The following is a 15,794-nucleotide window of genomic DNA, read 5'->3' on the forward strand; positions in this document are numbered from 1 at the left end:
TCCCGGCGTAACCCCGGCCCCGGGCCCCACCTCGCCGATGATGACGTCGGGGCCTTCGAGGTGACCGGCGCGCTCGACCCGCCGCACCTGGACGAAGGCGAGGTTCGCGCCGTGGTTCCGTGTTCCCAGGCGTTCCCCGGCCGGCAGGAACGCGAGCGGCGGCGCGAGCAGGGCGATGCCCTCGGGCACGAGGTCGACGCCACCTCGACCCCGCCGCACTCGACCGCGACGAGCTCCCGGCCGATGCCGGCGACGGCGACGAGCTCCGCCACGGCCGCGGCCCTCACGGCGACGGCGACGCCGACGAGCCCCGCCCGAGGGCCCTTCGCCCTGCCACGGGCCGCATGGCCTGCTCGAGCACGACGACGCCGACGAGCTGCGCCACGGCGGCCACGGCGACCACGGCGACCACGGCCGAGAAGAGCGGCGAGGAAGGCGTGCACGCGAGCGGCGACGCAGGCCCGGCCCCGGGCCCCGGCGACGTTCACGAGCACTTCGCGCCGATCGGGGCGCCGCGCGAAAGTCGCCTCCCTTGTGCCTCGAAGGCCCCCGCCACTGTTCGCGGCCCTCGCGATCCACGGCCCTCGCAATGGTTCGTCCCGGCGTAACCCCGGCCCCGGGCCCCACCTCGCCGATGATGACGTCGGGGCCTTCGAGGTGACCGGCGCGCTCGACCCGCCGCACCTGGACGAAGGCGAGGTTCGCGCCGTGGTTCCGTGTTCCCAGGCGTTCCCCGGCCGGCAGGAACGCGAGCGGCGGCGCGAGCAGGGCGATGCCCTCGGGCACGAGGTCGACGCCACCTCGACCCCGCCGCACTCGACCGCGACGAGCTCCCGGCCGATGCCGGCGACGGCGACGAGCTCCGCCACGGCCGCGGCCCTCACGGCGACGGCGACGCCGACGAGCCCCGCCCGAGGGCCCTTCGCCCTGCCACGGGCCGCATGGCCTGCTCGAGCACGACGACGCCGACGAGCTGCGCCACGGCGGCCACGGCGACCACGGCGACCACGGCCGAGAAGAGCGGCGAGGAAGGCGTGCACGCGAGCGGCGACGCAGGCCCGGCCCCGGGCCCCGGCGACGTTCACGAGCACTTCGCGCCGATCGGGGCGCCGCGCGAAAGTCGCCTCCCTTGTGCCTCGAAGGCCCCCGCCACTGTTCGCGGCCCCCCGTAGATCCCGCGTCTTTTGGCGCCGTGCCGCACCAACCATCACACTGTAACCCGCCTCTCTGTTTAGCCTGCTTCCGCCTCCGGTCCGGGGCTGCGTCGTGTTCCTGTGTTCCCGCCCCTTAAGGGGGCGGGGAACACGGAACACACGCCCCGGCCCTACCGGAACGCCAAGTGGATCACGCAGAACCACGGGAGAAACACGCAGGACCACACCGCCACACGAACCGAGCACCGAGCAGAAGAAAACCGACCACGTAGGGGCACACACACACGACCTTGCCGCCGTGTTCCTCGGATCACGCAGGATCACGCAGAACCACGGGAGAAACACGCAGGAACACGACCGACCGACCCTAGACCCGGGCCCCCGCGCGCCGGTAGCCTCCGCGCTCGACCATGAGCACCGACCCCGACCACGACGACGCCCCCCCGCCCGATGATGCTCCGCTCTCCCCATCGCTACGCGGCCCCGACTTTCCCCCGCCCGAGTGGGCGGCTGACTGGACGGACGAAGCGCGCGCCAAAGCTCTAGGCGTTTTCGCCGGCATTACCGACTGGTACAGCCGCGCAGCGACATCCTACGCATTCGCCCCGACCCCCCACCGGCAGCACCGTGACCGCTTCGTCAAGCTCGCGCGCATCATGCGCGCCGCGCTATTCGCCCACCTGACCGACGACAACGAGTATTTGCAGGCTTCCGCGGCGAAGGCAGCAAACTACCTAAAAGAAAAGGAGGGGGCCGACGCCCGAGGGGCCGGCCTTGTGGTCATGGGCGGCGACGTCATCCCCCATCCAGCCGATCAGAAGCGGTCCCTCTTGCAGTTCATTGCAGGCAGCATGTACCTGTGGTCGCACCATATCGACGATTACGCGGCCAACGAAGAGGACGCCGCAAAAGTGCTGGCGAGCGAGTTGGCCGCCCCCATTGTTTACAAGTTTTTTGATCTGTACGCGGACGGAATCGATCCGCAGCGCCGAGCCGACGAGAGAAGCGTGGGGGTGGTCCAAGGGGCGATCCAGGCAAAACTACTCCGGACGCCGCTCGGCGAGTGGATACGACCGCAGACAATATGCCGCCTCATATTCGACGTGCTCGAGGCATTGGGGCATAAGAACCCCAAGAGCTTCATCTCAATTCTCGAGAAAGACACCGACCCTGCCACGGTCTATTTCCACCTAGACGATGACGAACGCGCGGTGATCGTCTCCGAGGATCCGGACGGCAACGAGGGGCATGTCCTCGTCTTCGGTCCGCGCGACGAGGAAGCCGAGTAACGCGGCGCACCGTCAAGGATCGGTAGAACGGGTGAGGGCATTCTACCGACCGCGGTAGAACGGCAGGCACCGTTCCGCCGTTCAGGGCTTCTTTTCGTGCGTGGTGCTTCGCTCCGCGCACCATGCGGCAAGCACAACGCTCCACAATTCCCCGGGCCCAAGGCGTCACCCCGCCGGATGACGTGCGCCAAGCCCTCGGCGCTCTCGTGTCTGCCATCGGCGAGCGGGCGGCCCTCGATCGCCTCAACATCAGCCGCCAAACCCTGGCACGCGTGACGGGCGGCCTTCCCGTGCGGATCGGGACGCTCGTCCAGGTTCGCCAGCAGCTACAGGCGCACGCGGGGCAAGGGGGGGCCGATCATGGCGCCCGTTGACCCCCTGGTAGAAGCCGTCCGACCCTTGGCCGCTGCACTTCTCACGGCCTTTCGCGAGGAGACGGCGAAGCTCGCCAAAGGCGACGAGGGACCGCGCTACTACGACAGGAAGTCGTTCCCGTGGGGCGAACGGGCATTCGAGCGGCTCACGGGGCAAGGCAAGATCCGGAGCTTCAAGGCGCCCGACGGGAAGACGATCCTTGTCCTGCGGGAAGAGGCTCACGCGTTCATCGAAGCGCAGGAAGGCGCACGGCCCCGAGCTCCCCGCCCGCCTCCCCAGGCGCGCGACCTCGCGGCGGTAGACGTGAACGCCTTGTCACCGGCCGAGGAGCACGAGCTAGCAATGCGACGGCACGCCGAACGCAAAGACGGATCACGGAGGCGCAATGGGCCCGCAACTCGACGCAGCCCTTGATTGCGCCCGTAGAGGCTGGCCTGTCTTCCCGCTGCACGGCGTACGTGTCGACGGCGAAGAGACCTCCTGCACGTGCGACGACGGGCCGAAGTGCAAGCACAAGGGACGCCACCCGCGGCACGATGACTACCTGAAGCGGGCCACGTCCGACGAGACCGCAATTCTTGGATATTGGACGACATGGCCGGACGCCCCGATCGGCCTTCCTACCGGCGCAGCGTCCCGAATCGTGGCGCTGGAGATCAACATCGGCCAAGGGGGCGATCAGGCGTTCCTCGCTGCGGTGGAGGAGCACGGTTCGTTTCCCGACGTCCCGCGGATCGACACGACAGACGGCATACTGTTCCTATTCAGCGCGCCACAAGAACCGATCCCGAAGCGTGCCAAGGTGGATCATGGCCTCTACGTGCGTGGTGATGGCTCGTTCGTCGTGCTGCCGCCATACCGAAGCGCGGACGGGGCGCCGTGTGAATGGCCTACGAGCGCCGACCCAGATGCACTGGCCCCCGCGCCGTTGCCGCCGTGGATGCTCCACAAGGCAATGGGACGAGCACCGACCCCACCGGAGCCGATGACAGCACAGCGCGCGGAGCCTGCCCGCGCGGAGGTGGCGAGCGCGCCAGAAGGCCCCCGGATCCAGTGGCTCGACACGCCGGACATCTTCGCGCCGTTGCCTCCGATCAAGTGGATATGCGAAAAAATGCAATGGGCTCCCGGCCGGCCGCCGTTACTCGCAGCCTACGGGGCATCGGGCAAGACGATGATCATGCAGGACGCCCTCGTCTCGCTCGCGGCGGGACGCCCGCTATGGGACGCGGTAGACTTCACGGTTCCGGGGCCTCTACGGGTCGGACACCTCGATTACGACCAGGGCGCCTGGGCGACACGGAGGCGCTATCAGCGTCTCTGCGCTGGCAAGGGCATTGATCCCAGGGACATTGCTTATCGTCTGCGTGTGTCGTCGCTTGCTCGGATACCGCTGACACACGCGAAAGCGGTGGATATCTTCTGCCGTGCGCTCGATGGCCTGGACTTCGTTCTCATCGACGCCCTGCGGGGCCTGATCGCTGGCGTCGACGAAAACGACTCCCGCGTGCGCGATGAGATCGACAAGCTCACCCTGATATCGGAGAAAACCGGCGCGGCGATCGTCTTGATCCACCACCAAGGCAAACCGCGCGATAACGACAACGGAGACGCGCGGCTCGGGCTGCGTGGTTCGTCTGGGATCTTCGACGCGTGCGGCTCCGTGTTCACGTTGCAGAGCAAGCCCGACGAGCCGGCCCGAAGGCTCGTCCACGTCAAGCCCGCGGCCGAGTCCACCGGAGGGCTGATCGAGCCCTTCTACCTCCAGTTTGAGGACGTCGCGATCGGCAACGATCCCAAGGGAGGCGTGCGGGTCGTGTACCGGAGCGCGGAGCAGGACCAGAAACAGAAACAGAAGCACGATCCGAAGTTGGAACGCCTGATGCGCAAGGTCCTGGCATTCGTGAAAGACCATGATGGATGCTCCGCGCGGACGCTTGTGGCCGGCGTCGAAGGCAGTAGTGAGAAAGTCTACGGCGCCCGTGACGAACTGAGGCGGCGCGAATATCTGCGGGTCGACAGACCGAACGAAAAGAACAAGCCCGTCTGTCACTACATAACCCCTGCCGGCCTCGCGTGGTTGGCGGGTGAGGCTCCACCGGCCACGCCAGGCCCCGCAGACGCACCCGAACGCGAGCCCATGTAGCAGGCGAGCGGCCCGCACGCGGCCCCAGGACGCCCGTGGACGCGTCCGGGCAACGAGCGACGCGCGGACATGCTCCCCAGGCTCGCGAGGCTCACGACGGGCGAACCACGCGGCGAGGAAGGCCCTACGGGTCCGGCCCCCTCGTCAGGCACCTTGACGCCGGCCCTCGCTTGTGTTCGCCTGTACGGGCAGTAACAAAAAGCGGGGCCCGCCCGGTGCTGAACACGCCGAACGGACCCCTGAGCCGAACCCCGACTGAGACGAGGTTTGACCTATGGGCACCATAGCGCCCACGTGGGCGAGATCCAGCGTTTTTCCATGCGCGGAGGTCCTGTAATATGGGCCGCCGTCGCACTGGTAATGTTTTGCTCGAGGGCAATCGCTACGTTGCGCGCGTCCTTCTGGACGGTCGCTACGTGCGGATCCACCTCTCCCCAGGCATGTCCGAAGCGCGCGCCCGTGAGTCTGCGCAGTTCTACACAGACAATCCCGACCGGGCACGCGCGCGTCTTGAAGAGCAGGCGCGCGAGCGTAGCAGCGCTGCGCCCATTCCGAAGGGCGAGACCTTCGCAGAGTACCTCGAACGGTGGCTGAAAGACCGCGACGAGCGCGGCTACTCGAACGTAGGAAGCGACCGTTCGGCGTTCAAGCTGCACGTCCTGCCGCACATCGGCACAAAGCCGATTACAGCGATCACGCGTGGAGACCTTGAAAAGCTCGTGCAAGCCCTCGACGGGCAGATCGCCCGAAAAGAGTATTCATGGCAGAGCGTGTCGAAGCTATGGCTTGCCGTCGGAAAGCTCTTCAAGGATGCGTCTGCCTCCAAAAACCTCGCGCTGCGCGTGCGCGCGGATAACCCGGCGCTTGGCATCACGCCCCCCGACCGGGGGACCGAAAAATCCAAAGCCTACCTCTACCCGGACGAGTTCCTGAAACTCGCATCGTGCGAAGGGGTAGACCTGGAATTGCGGCGCCTCTACGCGCTCGCGATATACCTCTATTGCCGCGTCTCGGAAGTGCTGCAACTGAGGTGGACAGACATCGATCTCGATCACGGCGTCGCGCACATCCGGCGCAGCTACGATCGCCAGCGGAAGCAGGAGAAGGGCACGAAGGGCAAGCGCCCGCGCGGCTTCAGGATCGAGCCGAACCTGCTCCCCTTGCTGCGCGTGCTCTACGCGGAGCGCGATGACAGCGGGTTCGTGATACGCGTCCGAAATTGGGCGATGGCCCGGCGCTTCCGCAAGGCCCTGACGAGGGCCGGAATCACCCGGCCGGACCTCTTCATCGCCGACGAGCTCCACAAGCGGATCACCTTCCACGACTTGCGGGCTACGGGATGCACTTGGATGGCGCTCCGCGGCGACACGCCGCACGTCATCATGCAGCGCGCGGGGCATCGAAACTTCGAGACGACGATGCTCTACATTCGCGAGGCGGAGTCGGTGACGGGCAACGTCGGCGAGCCCTTCCCGCCGTTGCCCGCCTCCCTGCTGGGCTCGACCGTGGAGCGCCCGCGGACGAGCGGGAATTTGTCGGGGAATCTGTCGAGGGTTCCGCGCAGCGTGCGCGAAACCGCTGGGATCATAGGGCAAGGGAAGCTCGGCCTATATCCTTTTCCAGGATGTGATGCGCCTGGTAGGACCCTTCTAACCCCCGCGTGAACTCGCGCATCACCTCATAAGCGCCGATCGCGCCGTTCTGCTCCAGCCCGTGCGCGATGTCCACGCCGTACCGCTGGGCAAGGAGCTCCGCCGTCTCCTTGGACAGCTTCTCCGCCCCCTCGATGATGAGCGGCGCCTTCTTCGCGCACGCCTCTTCCAGCTTCTTGGCGAACTTCTCGGCCTGCCCGACGAGCACCGCGGACGCGACCTGCGTGAGGGCCGCCGCGGCCTGGACAATGGCGCTATCGACGCCGTCCTCATCGTCGCCGCCGATGATGCCGAACCGCTTGCCGTCCTTGCGCGCGAGGTCGTGGTTGAACTCGCCGTTGAGCATCGCGGAGGCGATCGTCAGCTCGCGGACCATCCGCTCGATCGGCGTCAGGGGCTTCGCCTTGCCTTTCCCGTTCCCGTTGCACCCCTCCTTCGTCTGCGCGCACGGGACCGCGCTCACGAGCGGTCGCCCTTGCCCGTGCTGAAGCTCGGGCAGCGCTCCGCCCCGATCCACCAGCGTGCAATGCTCGTCCACGCACTTCGGCGGATGCACCTCGTCCCGCTTCGGCAAGGTGGACGTTGACGGCAAGAGCGGCTCGTTCGACAGCACGCCTTCGGGCGGAGGCGGCGCGGGCCGCGGCTTCTCTGGCGGGCGCTCTGGCATCTTCTTCACGCCCGGCGGCACGGCCTCGACTTGTTCATCCTTCGTCGGCGGAGGCTTCGGCGTCTCCGAGGCTTCGGCGGATGTGGAGGCTCCCGCCTTGTTCTCCTCGGCCGAGGCCTTGGGCGGGTCCTTCGCCGGAGCTGGCTTCGGTCGCGGCGGCGGCGCGGGACACTTCAGCTTGTTGTACGGAGGCGGCAGAAACCGTACGTTTCCAGGCGGCGCATAAGGGTCGTAGGCGAAGGTCGTGAGGCCGTTGGTCTTGGCCGTGAAGACCTGCCAGCTCTGGGTCATCACGGTCGCGCTCCCCGACAGGGCCCACTGGTCCATCTTCGGGTGCCCTGGGAGCCGTACACAGACGCGGATCTCCGCGCGGGCGACCGTCGGCACGCACAGAACGAGAAGGGTCAACGGCAAGCACCAGGCGAAGACGCGAGGAAGCATCGGCAGTTCCCGAGGTGAACGCGCCCTCCCAAACCACCCCTGCGGTGATGATCGGGCATGCTCTGGTAGGCCGGCAATGGTGCCGAATGCATGGCAAAGGCGTCAATTTCTCCTCGTATCCCTGCACCGCACGAGGCCCCCTTCCCCCTTGACACGTCCCCCGCCGCCTCGGTTACGTTCCCCACATGGCTACACATCTACGCCCGAATACATCCGCCCAACCTGCCGCCGACATCTGCGCCGCGATCGCGGACGGCCTCGCGAGCGACGAAGCCACGAAGCACCTCGCGCCTCTGTGGGAATCGCTCACGGCCAAGGGCGACGCGCTCGCGGCGGAGGGCCGCAAGCAGGAGCGCGCGCTCGGCCGCGCGCGGGCGCGGCTCGCCGTTGCGGATGCGCAATGGGATCCCGAGGTCGCGTCGTTTGGCAGGGACGTCGTCGACAAGACGGGCGGCCGCCGAGATGTGCCGCCCTATACGCGGTTTTTCAAGGACGTCTCGCCGTCGGCGGCGCAGGCGTTCGGAATTGATCGCGAGGTGAAGCAAGGTCGCGAATGGCTCGACGAGCTCGGGCGGAACCCGGACGAGCCGCTCGCATTGAAATGGTCGCCGCGGCTCGGGACGGTGACGGACAAGCTCGACGACACCGCGAAGGAGCGCGCGAATGGGCTGCGCGCGCTGGCCTTGCAGGGCACGTCGGAGGAGCTTTACGTGGAGGACATCAACCTGGAGCTCGACCGGCTCGAAGGTGACCTGAAGAAGCTCTTCCCGGGGCAACCGAAGCGCGTCGCGGCCTTCCTGGAGCCAACGCGGCCGAAGCGGAAGCGTGAAGCGGGTGACGCGGACGAGGGTCCGGAGGGCGAGGATTCGTGAGGTAGACTGCGCAACTGGGTCGATCGAGGTGTCGAGCGACCCGGTTGCGTGAGGCGCGAGGGGCGATCGAGGTCTCGATCGACCTGGTTGCGTGAGGTGCGAGGGGCGATCGAGGTCTCGATCCACTTGGTTGCGTGAGGTGCGAGGGTCGATCGAGGTGTCGAGCGACCCGGTTGCGTGAGGCGCGAGGGGCGATCGAGGTCTCGATCCACCCGGTTGCGCGGCGCGCGAGGGGCGATCCAGGCGGGGAAAGCGGTTGACGCGTCGGCTGAGGGCCGGCAGGCTCGGGTGAGGTCGTACGATGCGTGGGGCTCCGGTGTTGTTCCTTCTGGCAAGCTGGCTCACGGCCTGTGGAGGGTCCAATGTGACTGCGACCCAGTGCAGAGCCCCCGAGTGGTGTGAGGAGCAGACCCCTCTTTGTCACAACAGTTGCGACCACAAGGGTGCCCAGCGTAGTTGCAACGATTGCTGCATTGAGATGCGTCGTAAGTGCCTCGACTGTGCGCCCAAAGAAGAGATAAATTTCGCTACCTGTGATCGACGCCTCTATCCCAGGAATTGATTATGCGATTCTCGTTCTTCATGATTGCCGCCCTGGTCCTCGCCTCCTGCGGGCGTGCCGAACCCTCCGAGGTCACGCTCGAACTCAAACAGCCCACGCGCGTGAATGGCTGCAACGTCTTCTTGCACCACGCGCTCGGCGGGGAGCCGCTCGGTGCAGATATCACCTACGTCTGCGACGTCCCCGAATCGTTCATCAACGAAAAGAATTGGTGGGGGGACGGCATGCAACCCCCGGCAACCGGCCTGTTGCTGGGTGACTGCCTACGCCTGGGCAATCGATTCTACTGCATGGAGAAGATCGAGCCCGGGAAAGCGGCCACGCTCAAAGCCACCTACGAGATCCTCCACGACCGCCGAATCGACCACCTCCGCCCCATCCGCTAGCCCTCAAAACGCCCCCCGCACCACCACCCCGCCAAACCCCGCCGAAACCACCGGCACCACCGCCACCCCCTTCCTCTCCCCCGCCCTCCCACTCGTCGCGACCAAATAAATCCCCGCCAGCGCCGACCCCACGTGCAGCCCGTACATCACGTATTGCAGCGTGTTGTACGTATTCCCCCGCGCACACGTCTCCCGCATCACCCCCGCCCCCACATCCGCCGACGTCTCCGCCGCCACGCACACGTTTTGCGCATCCGTGAACCTCGCCGCGAACGCGCTCGTTCGGATGGCCTCATTCACCTCGTACACCTGATACGTCGACAGAATCCCGAACCCCAGCGACACCGCGGACACGCCGAGCGCGCTCATCCCCACGACGAACCGTCCATCCCATCCCGCCTTCGCGGGCTCGTCCGCGCGCGCCATGCCCGGGACGACGGTCAGCGTGATGAGCGTGACGAAGGCGGATGCGACCGGGCCGGGCAACGCGATTTTTCTCATGGGCTCCTCCTTCGAGACGTGACAACGGCGCCAAGATGGGCGAGGAGAACCCGGGTTCCATGGCAAGAAAGCTCCTCTTCACGATCTCCTCGTACGCCTACCTCGAGCCCCGGTTCCTCGCGGCCGGCGAACTCGATCGCGGCGAGATCGTGCACAAGACCTTCCCCGACGGCGAGCGGTACCTCCGCGTCGCCGAGGACCCGTGGGGCCGCGACGTCGTGCTGCTCGGCGGCACCCCCACCGACCTCGACTGGCTCGAGCTCTACGACCTCGGCTGCGCCATCAGCACCGGCGGCGCCCGCTCCCTCTCCATCGTCATGCCGTATTTCGGCTACGCGACCATGGAGCGCGCCGTCCTGCCCGGCGAGGTCGTCACGGCCAAGACCCGCGCCCGCCTCATCTCGGCCATCCCCCCCTGCGAGGGCGGCACGCGCGTCTACCTCTTCGACCTCCACACCGACGGCATCCCCTACTACTTCGGCGACAGCCACGTCACCCACCACCTCTACGGCGCCCCCCTCGTCACGAAGCTCATCCAGCGCACGATGGACGGCCGCTCGTACCTGCTCGGCGCCACCGACGCCGGCCGCGCCAAGTGGGTCCAGAGCCTCGCGCGTGACCTCGATGTCGAGCCCGCGTTCGTCTACAAACGCCGCGATCCCGACACCGGCAAGCTCGCCGTCACGGGCGTCAACGCCGACGTGCGCGGCCGCGAGGTCGTCATCTACGACGACATGATCCGCACGGGATCCTCGCTCATCCAGGCCGCCGCGGCCTACCTCGCCGCCGGCGCCACGCGGTGCCACGCCGTCGCGAGCCACCTCGTCCTGCCCCCCGGCGCGCGCGAAAAACTCCAGGCGAGTGGCATGTTCGAGCACATTCTCGGCACCGACTCGCACCCGGGCAGCCAGCAGCTCGCGCCCTCCGCCATCGAGTCCGTCGCGCCGCTCTTCGTCCACGCGATCGAGCGGACGTACCGCATCTGAGAGGCGGGCCCAAATAGGTTGGAGCCTCCGCCGGTTCCGACTAGAACGTCGCCCCGGTGACTCTCGCTGCCGACGAACCGGAAGCCGCCCCCGAGCGGGCCACGCCGCCCCCCGTATCCGCGACCCCGACGCGCTTCGCGAACCTCGCAGAACGCGCGCTCGTCGCCTTGTGCCTCGGGATCATGGCGGTCTTGTTCCTCGACATGCTCACGTTCGGCCACGGGCGCGACCAGGGCATCTACACCCTCGTCGCGCGCGCCGTGGTCGAAGGCGGCATGCCTTACCGCGACGCCTGGGACTTCAAGCCCCCCGGCATCTTCCTGATCTACGCCCTCGCCCGGCTCCTGTTCGGCTCGGCCGAGTGGGGCATCCGCGTGGTGGAGATCGTGGGCCTCTCGCTCATGTCGTTCGGCATGGTCCGGCTCACGCGCAGGTTCTGGGGAAGTGGCCTCATCGGCCTCGTGGCCGCGACGATCGCCGTCTTCATCCACGCGCAGCTCGAGTTCTGGCACACGGCGCAGCCCGAGTCCTTCGGCGGCATGCTCACGATCGCCGCCCTGCTCTGCGTCCCGGCCCTCGGCCCTTCGGGACTGCCCTCGCACGCGGTGACGAAGGCGCGCTCGTATCTCGTCGCCGGGTTCCTCTTCGGGTTCGCCTTCCTCCTCAAGCCGCCGCTCGTGGGCGGCGCGGCGATCCTCGCGCTCCTGCCCGCGTGGTGGGATACGGACGCCGAACAGCCCACGATCGAGCGCCTCAAAGCTGCCGCGCAGAACCTGGTCCGCCCCTCGCTCCTGCTCGCGGCGGGCGGGGCGATCCCGATCGCGCTCTGCATTGCGTGGTTCGCCGCGCGTGGCGCGCTCGGCGATCTTCACCGCGTCCTTTTCGTCTTCACGCCCCATTATACGGCGCTCGGCTGGCACGGCGCGACCGTGACGGGCATGCTGTATTACGCGTTCACGGAGTGGCTCCAGCAATACGGCAGCGTCCCGACCGTGGGATTGCTCCTCGCGCTCGGCTTCGGCATCGGCGCAAAGGAGCGGCCGCTCGTCCTGCTCTCGCTCGGCATCGTGGTCATCCACCTCGTCGGCGTGGCCATGCAGGGGAAGTTTTTCCCGTACCATTACGGCGCCACGTGGCCGCTCACCGCCCTCTGCGCCGCGCTCGGGTATCACGCGCTCTTCCAATGGGCGCGGGCGCGCGGCGCCCTCGGCCTCGCGGGGTTTGCTCTTTTCGTCCTGTTCGTCCCGTTCGGCCGATCGGCCACGAAGGACGTCCCCGGCTCGTTCCTCGTGCGCTCGCAGAAGCGCCTCGCCATCGTGGCCGAGGGGTTCCGTGACCAGCGTGGGCTCGACGAGCTGAATAGCCTCTGCGACGTGAACATCGTGGCGCTGCGGGAGGTCTCGAATCTCCTCCGCCAGGAGGTCCCCACGAATCGCCCCATCTTCGTCTGGGGCTTCGTGCCGAACCTCTACGACATGGCGGATCGCGCCTCCTCGACGCGGTACATCTACGACATCCCGCAACGCGTGCCCTGGGCCAAGGAAGAGCACCGGCGTATTCTCATGGAGGATCTCCGCCATCGCCCGCCCGCCGCGATCGTCGTCCAGCATTACGACATCGTCGCCATGGTCACGGGAGACGGAATGGGCTCGGCCGACGCGCTCACGAGCTTCCCCGAGCTCCAGGCGCTCCTCGAGAATCAATACACGCTCGTCCGGACGATCGACGGATTCGACGTCTACCGGGAAATCGCCCGATGACGGCCCTGGTCCTCGAACCCGGCATCGCGGCGGAGGCGCCTTCCTCGGGCGGGGTGCGGGTCGTCGTCGAGCGCGCGCGGCGCGTCTTTGCCGGGAGCGGCGTGGTGCTCGACGGCCTCGACCTCGACGTCGCGGCCGGCACCTTCGTCGCCCTGCTCGGCCCCTCCGGTTGCGGCAAATCCACGCTCCTCCGCCTCGTCGCCGGCCTCGACCAGGCCGACGGGGGTTCGGTCCGGCTCGTCTCTCCGGACGGCGCCACGCGTCCGCGCATCGCATACGTGTTTCAAGACGCCCACCTGCTCCCCTGGCGCGACGTTCTCGACAACGCAGCCTTGCCGCTCGAACTGTCGGGCGTTTCTCGCGAGGAGAGGCGCGAGCAGGCGCTCGCCGCGCTCCAGCAGGTCGGTCTCGGCGACGCGGCGGCGCGGTATCCGGCGGAGCTGTCGGGCGGCATGAAGATGCGCGTCTCGCTTGCCCGCGCCCTCGTCACGCGCCCGAGCATCCTGCTCCTCGACGAGCCCTTCGCCGCCCTCGACGAGCTCACGCGCCAGAGGCTCGACGATCAACTCCGCGCGCTCTGGCTCGACCTCGGCATGACCGTCCTCTTCGTCACGCATTCGAACGCCGAGGCCGCTTACCTCGCCGAGCGTTGCATCGTCTTCTCCCGCCGCCCAGCGCGTATCCTCCTCGACGCCCCGATCGACCTGCCCCGCGAGCGCGCCGCCTCCCTGCGCAGCGATCCGCGCTTCGCCCGCGTGCTCGGCCCGCTCCAGGACGCGCTCCTCGCCGGGGAGGCGCCATGAAAAGGTCCCTCGCCGCCGCGGCCCCGCCGGTTCTCTCGCTCGTCCTCATGCTCGGCGTCTGGGAGGTGCTCGTGCGCGTCCTCGCGGTGCCGGCGTATCTCCTGCCCCCGCCGAGCCAGATCGCCGCCGCGTTCGCCGCCGACGCGACCACGCTCGCGCTCGCGACCTTGACCACGGCAAAAAGCGCGCTCCTCGGATTTGTGCTCTCCGGCGTGATCGGCGTCCTCGTGGCCGTCGCGCTCTCCGCCTCGCGCCTGCTCGAACGCGCGTTTTACCCCTACGCCGTCTTCCTGCAGACCGTGCCGATCGTGGCCATCGCGCCGCTGCTCGTGTTGTGGTTCGGGCCGGGCGAGCGCGCGGTCAGCGTGTCGGCGTTCATCGTGAGCGTGTTTCCGGTGGTGGCGAACGCGCTCTCCGGGCTGCGATCGGTGGAGCCCGCGCTGCGCGATCTGTTCCGCCTCTACGGCGCGGGCAAGCTCCGCACGCTCGTGCTCTTGAGCTTGCCCTCGTCCTTGCCGAGCATCGTCACAGGCCTGCGCATCGCAGGCGGGCTCGCGGTGATCGGGGCGATCGTGGGTGAATTCGTGGCGGGCTTCGCCGAGGGCACGCCCGGGCTCGGCATCCTCATCATGAGCGCGCCGCGGCAGCTCCGAACCGACCTGCTCTTCGCAGCCGTGCTCTGCGCCTCGGCGCTCGGGCTCGGCTTGTTCGGCGCGACGAACCTCGGCGGCTGGCTCTTGCTCCGGCGGTGGCATCCGTCGGAGAAGAACTGATGCGAGCGCTCAGCGCGCGTACTTGGCGTTCCGGTCCCTGATACCGGCCGCCAACATCTCGACCGCCGACGAGATCCGACGCGCGCGCGTCTCAGGCTTCTTCGCCTCCTCGATCCAGCCGACGTACTCCTTGCGATGCGACGGCGCGAGCGCATCCCAGGTCATGCTCGCCGTGCTGCTCTTCGCAAGCGCCGCCGCCAGATCCGCCGGCGCCGGCACGTTCGCCGTCTTCTTCGCCGCGCCCGCGCGCTTCTTCATCGCACCCGGCGCCGCAGCCGAGTTCTCCTTGCGTGCAACGGTCGCCTCAGGCTTGAAGCGCAGCGCCGACCAAGTCTCGTCGATCGCGACCTGCGCAACCCCACCCCAGCCAGCCTCCTCGATCACGTTCCAGCCGACGTCCCGCGTGAGATCCGTCTCCACCTTGGAGCTCTTCTTCGGATAAGCAATCCAGAGGACGCCGCCCTGGCGCACCGCAGAGATCGCCTTCAATCCGCCCTTCTCGAGCTCCTTCGCCTTCTCGACGAACAACACGACGACGTCAAACGACCCACGCGCCGCCGTCGACACGCTCGCGCCCTCGGGCAACGGTTCGAGCAGGTCCGCGCGTCCGTCTGGGGCGCCGAGGAGAAGGACGCGTGTGTCCGGTTTGATCTGGAGTTTCTTGGAGAGGGGGCTCGAGGTGGTGGTCATGGCAAACGCTCTCGCGCCCATGCTACAGGCATTTCCGCGTTCGGGGTGGAACACGGTTTGCCCCGACGTGCTCGCGCCACGCGCGCTCTGCCTCGAAGGAGTCACCCCCATGTACATCGTGGTCAACACCATCCGGGCCCCCGAGCACGAGCTTTCACGGATCAAACGAGCCTTCCGCGACACAGCGCACGACCTCGACCAGTTCGAGGGCTTTCTCGGCATCGAGCTCTGGCAAGACGACGGCGCCCTGCTCGCAGTCTCCCGCTGGTCCACACGCGAAGCATTCCTCGCCTACCCGCGCTCCGAGCTGTTCCGCAAGCACCACAAGGGTCTGCGCGGCGAGAAGGCAATGACCGCCGCGCAGATCAAGATGTACGAGGCCGAAGCGATCGCCTGAGGCAAGCAGCCACGTTGAGGCGCCGCGCTGGGGCGTTGCCCCAGACCCCACCAGGGGCTGTCCGCCCCTGGACCCGGACCAGCGCAAGCGCTGGACTCGGGGTCGATGAACTGCGCGATGCGCAGTTCATCGAACGAGCCGGGTCAAGACCGGCGACGATGTTGCCAACCAAGGCAGCAGCGCTGACGTCGACAGCTTGGAGAAGACCTTTACGGTCTTGCCACCGGCCTGCTGGAAAAACTGCGCGTAGCGCAGTTTTTCCACCTGAGGTCCAGGGCTTGCCCTGGTTCGGGTCGAGGGGCGAATAGCCCCCGCGGGGCCCGGGGCAGCGCCCCGGCGA

The 15,794-nt window shown here is 67.8% G+C and carries 18 protein-coding genes; 12 read left to right on the forward strand and 6 right to left on the reverse strand.

Annotated elements, in window-relative coordinates; translation table 11 throughout:
• The 3 genes from KEG57_RS48045 to KEG57_RS48055 all read right to left on the reverse strand — a co-directional run.
• Window positions 1-189, reverse strand: a 189-nt coding sequence (locus KEG57_RS48045) for a hypothetical protein (protein WP_272459768.1), incomplete at its 3' end; no start/stop codon positions are given.
• Between the two features lie 94 nt (window positions 190-283).
• The gene (locus KEG57_RS48050; RefSeq protein WP_272424543.1) at window positions 284-412 is read right to left on the reverse strand and encodes a hypothetical protein; all 129 of its coding nucleotides are present in this window, start codon (window positions 410-412) and stop codon (window positions 284-286) included.
• 468 nt (window positions 413-880) lie between these two features.
• On the reverse strand, window positions 881-1,009 hold the full coding sequence (locus KEG57_RS48055; protein ID WP_272424543.1) for a hypothetical protein: 129 nt from the start codon (window positions 1,007-1,009) through the stop codon (window positions 881-883).
• 555 nt (window positions 1,010-1,564) lie between these two features.
• Here KEG57_RS48055 and KEG57_RS48060 point away from each other — a divergent pair.
• From KEG57_RS48060 to KEG57_RS48080, 5 genes are all read left to right on the forward strand, one after another.
• Window positions 1,565-2,443, forward strand: coding sequence for a hypothetical protein (locus tag KEG57_RS48060; RefSeq protein ID WP_272427821.1), 879 nt, complete (start codon window positions 1,565-1,567; stop codon window positions 2,441-2,443).
• Window positions 2,444-2,565: 122 nt separating this feature from the next.
• Window positions 2,566-2,817, forward strand: a complete 252-nt coding sequence (locus KEG57_RS48065) for a hypothetical protein (RefSeq protein ID WP_272459769.1) — start codon at window positions 2,566-2,568, stop codon at window positions 2,815-2,817.
• Between the two features lie 25 nt (window positions 2,818-2,842).
• Entirely contained in the window at window positions 2,843-3,232 is a 390-nt protein-coding gene (locus KEG57_RS48070; RefSeq protein ID WP_272427820.1) for a hypothetical protein, read from the forward strand.
• Window positions 3,204-4,964 (forward strand): bifunctional DNA primase/polymerase, encoded by a 1,761-nt coding sequence (locus KEG57_RS48075; RefSeq protein WP_272427819.1) that lies wholly within the window; start codon window positions 3,204-3,206, stop codon window positions 4,962-4,964. The genes KEG57_RS48070 and KEG57_RS48075 overlap by 29 nt, the downstream gene beginning before the upstream one ends.
• A 440-nt stretch (window positions 4,965-5,404) precedes the next feature.
• Entirely contained in the window at window positions 5,405-6,628 is a 1,224-nt protein-coding gene (locus tag KEG57_RS48080) for a tyrosine-type recombinase/integrase (RefSeq protein WP_272459770.1), read from the forward strand.
• On the opposite strand, the gene KEG57_RS48085 is transcribed toward KEG57_RS48080, so the two are convergent.
• Window positions 6,549-7,691, reverse strand: a complete 1,143-nt coding sequence (locus tag KEG57_RS48085; RefSeq protein ID WP_272459771.1) for a hypothetical protein — start codon at window positions 7,689-7,691, stop codon at window positions 6,549-6,551. The genes KEG57_RS48080 and KEG57_RS48085 overlap by 80 nt on opposite strands.
• 218 nt (window positions 7,692-7,909) lie before the next feature.
• Between KEG57_RS48085 and KEG57_RS48090 the strand changes: the two genes are divergently transcribed.
• Window positions 7,910-8,596, forward strand: a complete 687-nt coding sequence (locus tag KEG57_RS48090; RefSeq protein WP_272427816.1) for a hypothetical protein — start codon at window positions 7,910-7,912, stop codon at window positions 8,594-8,596.
• Between the two features lie 564 nt (window positions 8,597-9,160).
• Window positions 9,161-9,544 (forward strand): hypothetical protein, encoded by a 384-nt coding sequence (locus KEG57_RS48095; protein WP_272427815.1) that lies wholly within the window; start codon window positions 9,161-9,163, stop codon window positions 9,542-9,544.
• A 3-nt stretch (window positions 9,545-9,547) separates the two neighbouring features.
• On the opposite strand, the gene KEG57_RS48100 is transcribed toward KEG57_RS48095, so the two are convergent.
• The gene (locus KEG57_RS48100; protein WP_272427814.1) at window positions 9,548-10,045 is read right to left on the reverse strand and encodes a hypothetical protein; all 498 of its coding nucleotides are present in this window, start codon (window positions 10,043-10,045) and stop codon (window positions 9,548-9,550) included.
• A gap of 59 nt (window positions 10,046-10,104) precedes the next feature.
• Here KEG57_RS48100 and prs point away from each other — a divergent pair, with 59 nt between their 5' ends.
• Genes prs through KEG57_RS48120 form a run of 4 tightly spaced genes read left to right on the forward strand, consistent with a single transcriptional unit; the run spans window position 10,105 to window position 14,367 of the window.
• On the forward strand, window positions 10,105-11,031 hold the full coding sequence (gene prs, locus KEG57_RS48105) for a ribose-phosphate diphosphokinase (RefSeq protein ID WP_272427813.1): 927 nt from the start codon (window positions 10,105-10,107) through the stop codon (window positions 11,029-11,031).
• Window positions 11,032-11,087: 56 nt separating this feature from the next.
• Window positions 11,088-12,791 (forward strand): ArnT family glycosyltransferase, encoded by a 1,704-nt coding sequence (locus tag KEG57_RS48110; protein ID WP_272427812.1) that lies wholly within the window; start codon window positions 11,088-11,090, stop codon window positions 12,789-12,791.
• Window positions 12,788-13,594, forward strand: coding sequence for an ABC transporter ATP-binding protein (locus KEG57_RS48115; RefSeq protein ID WP_272427811.1), 807 nt, complete (start codon window positions 12,788-12,790; stop codon window positions 13,592-13,594). The genes KEG57_RS48110 and KEG57_RS48115 overlap by 4 nt, the downstream gene beginning before the upstream one ends.
• The gene (locus tag KEG57_RS48120) at window positions 13,591-14,367 is read left to right on the forward strand and encodes an ABC transporter permease (protein WP_272427810.1); all 777 of its coding nucleotides are present in this window, start codon (window positions 13,591-13,593) and stop codon (window positions 14,365-14,367) included. The genes KEG57_RS48115 and KEG57_RS48120 overlap by 4 nt, the downstream gene beginning before the upstream one ends.
• Window positions 14,368-14,376: 9 nt before the next feature.
• On the opposite strand, the gene KEG57_RS48125 is transcribed toward KEG57_RS48120, so the two are convergent.
• Window positions 14,377-15,057, reverse strand: a complete 681-nt coding sequence (locus KEG57_RS48125; protein WP_272427809.1) for a YdeI/OmpD-associated family protein — start codon at window positions 15,055-15,057, stop codon at window positions 14,377-14,379.
• Between KEG57_RS48125 and KEG57_RS48130 the strand changes: the two genes are divergently transcribed.
• A complete protein-coding gene (locus tag KEG57_RS48130; protein ID WP_272427808.1) occupies window positions 15,056-15,454 on the forward strand; it encodes an antibiotic biosynthesis monooxygenase family protein in 399 nt (132 codons plus the stop codon). The two genes, KEG57_RS48125 and KEG57_RS48130, sit on opposite strands and share 2 nt — an antisense overlap.
• Window positions 15,455-15,794 lie beyond the last annotated feature (340 nt).

The sequence above is a fragment of the Polyangium jinanense genome (assembly GCF_028435365.1).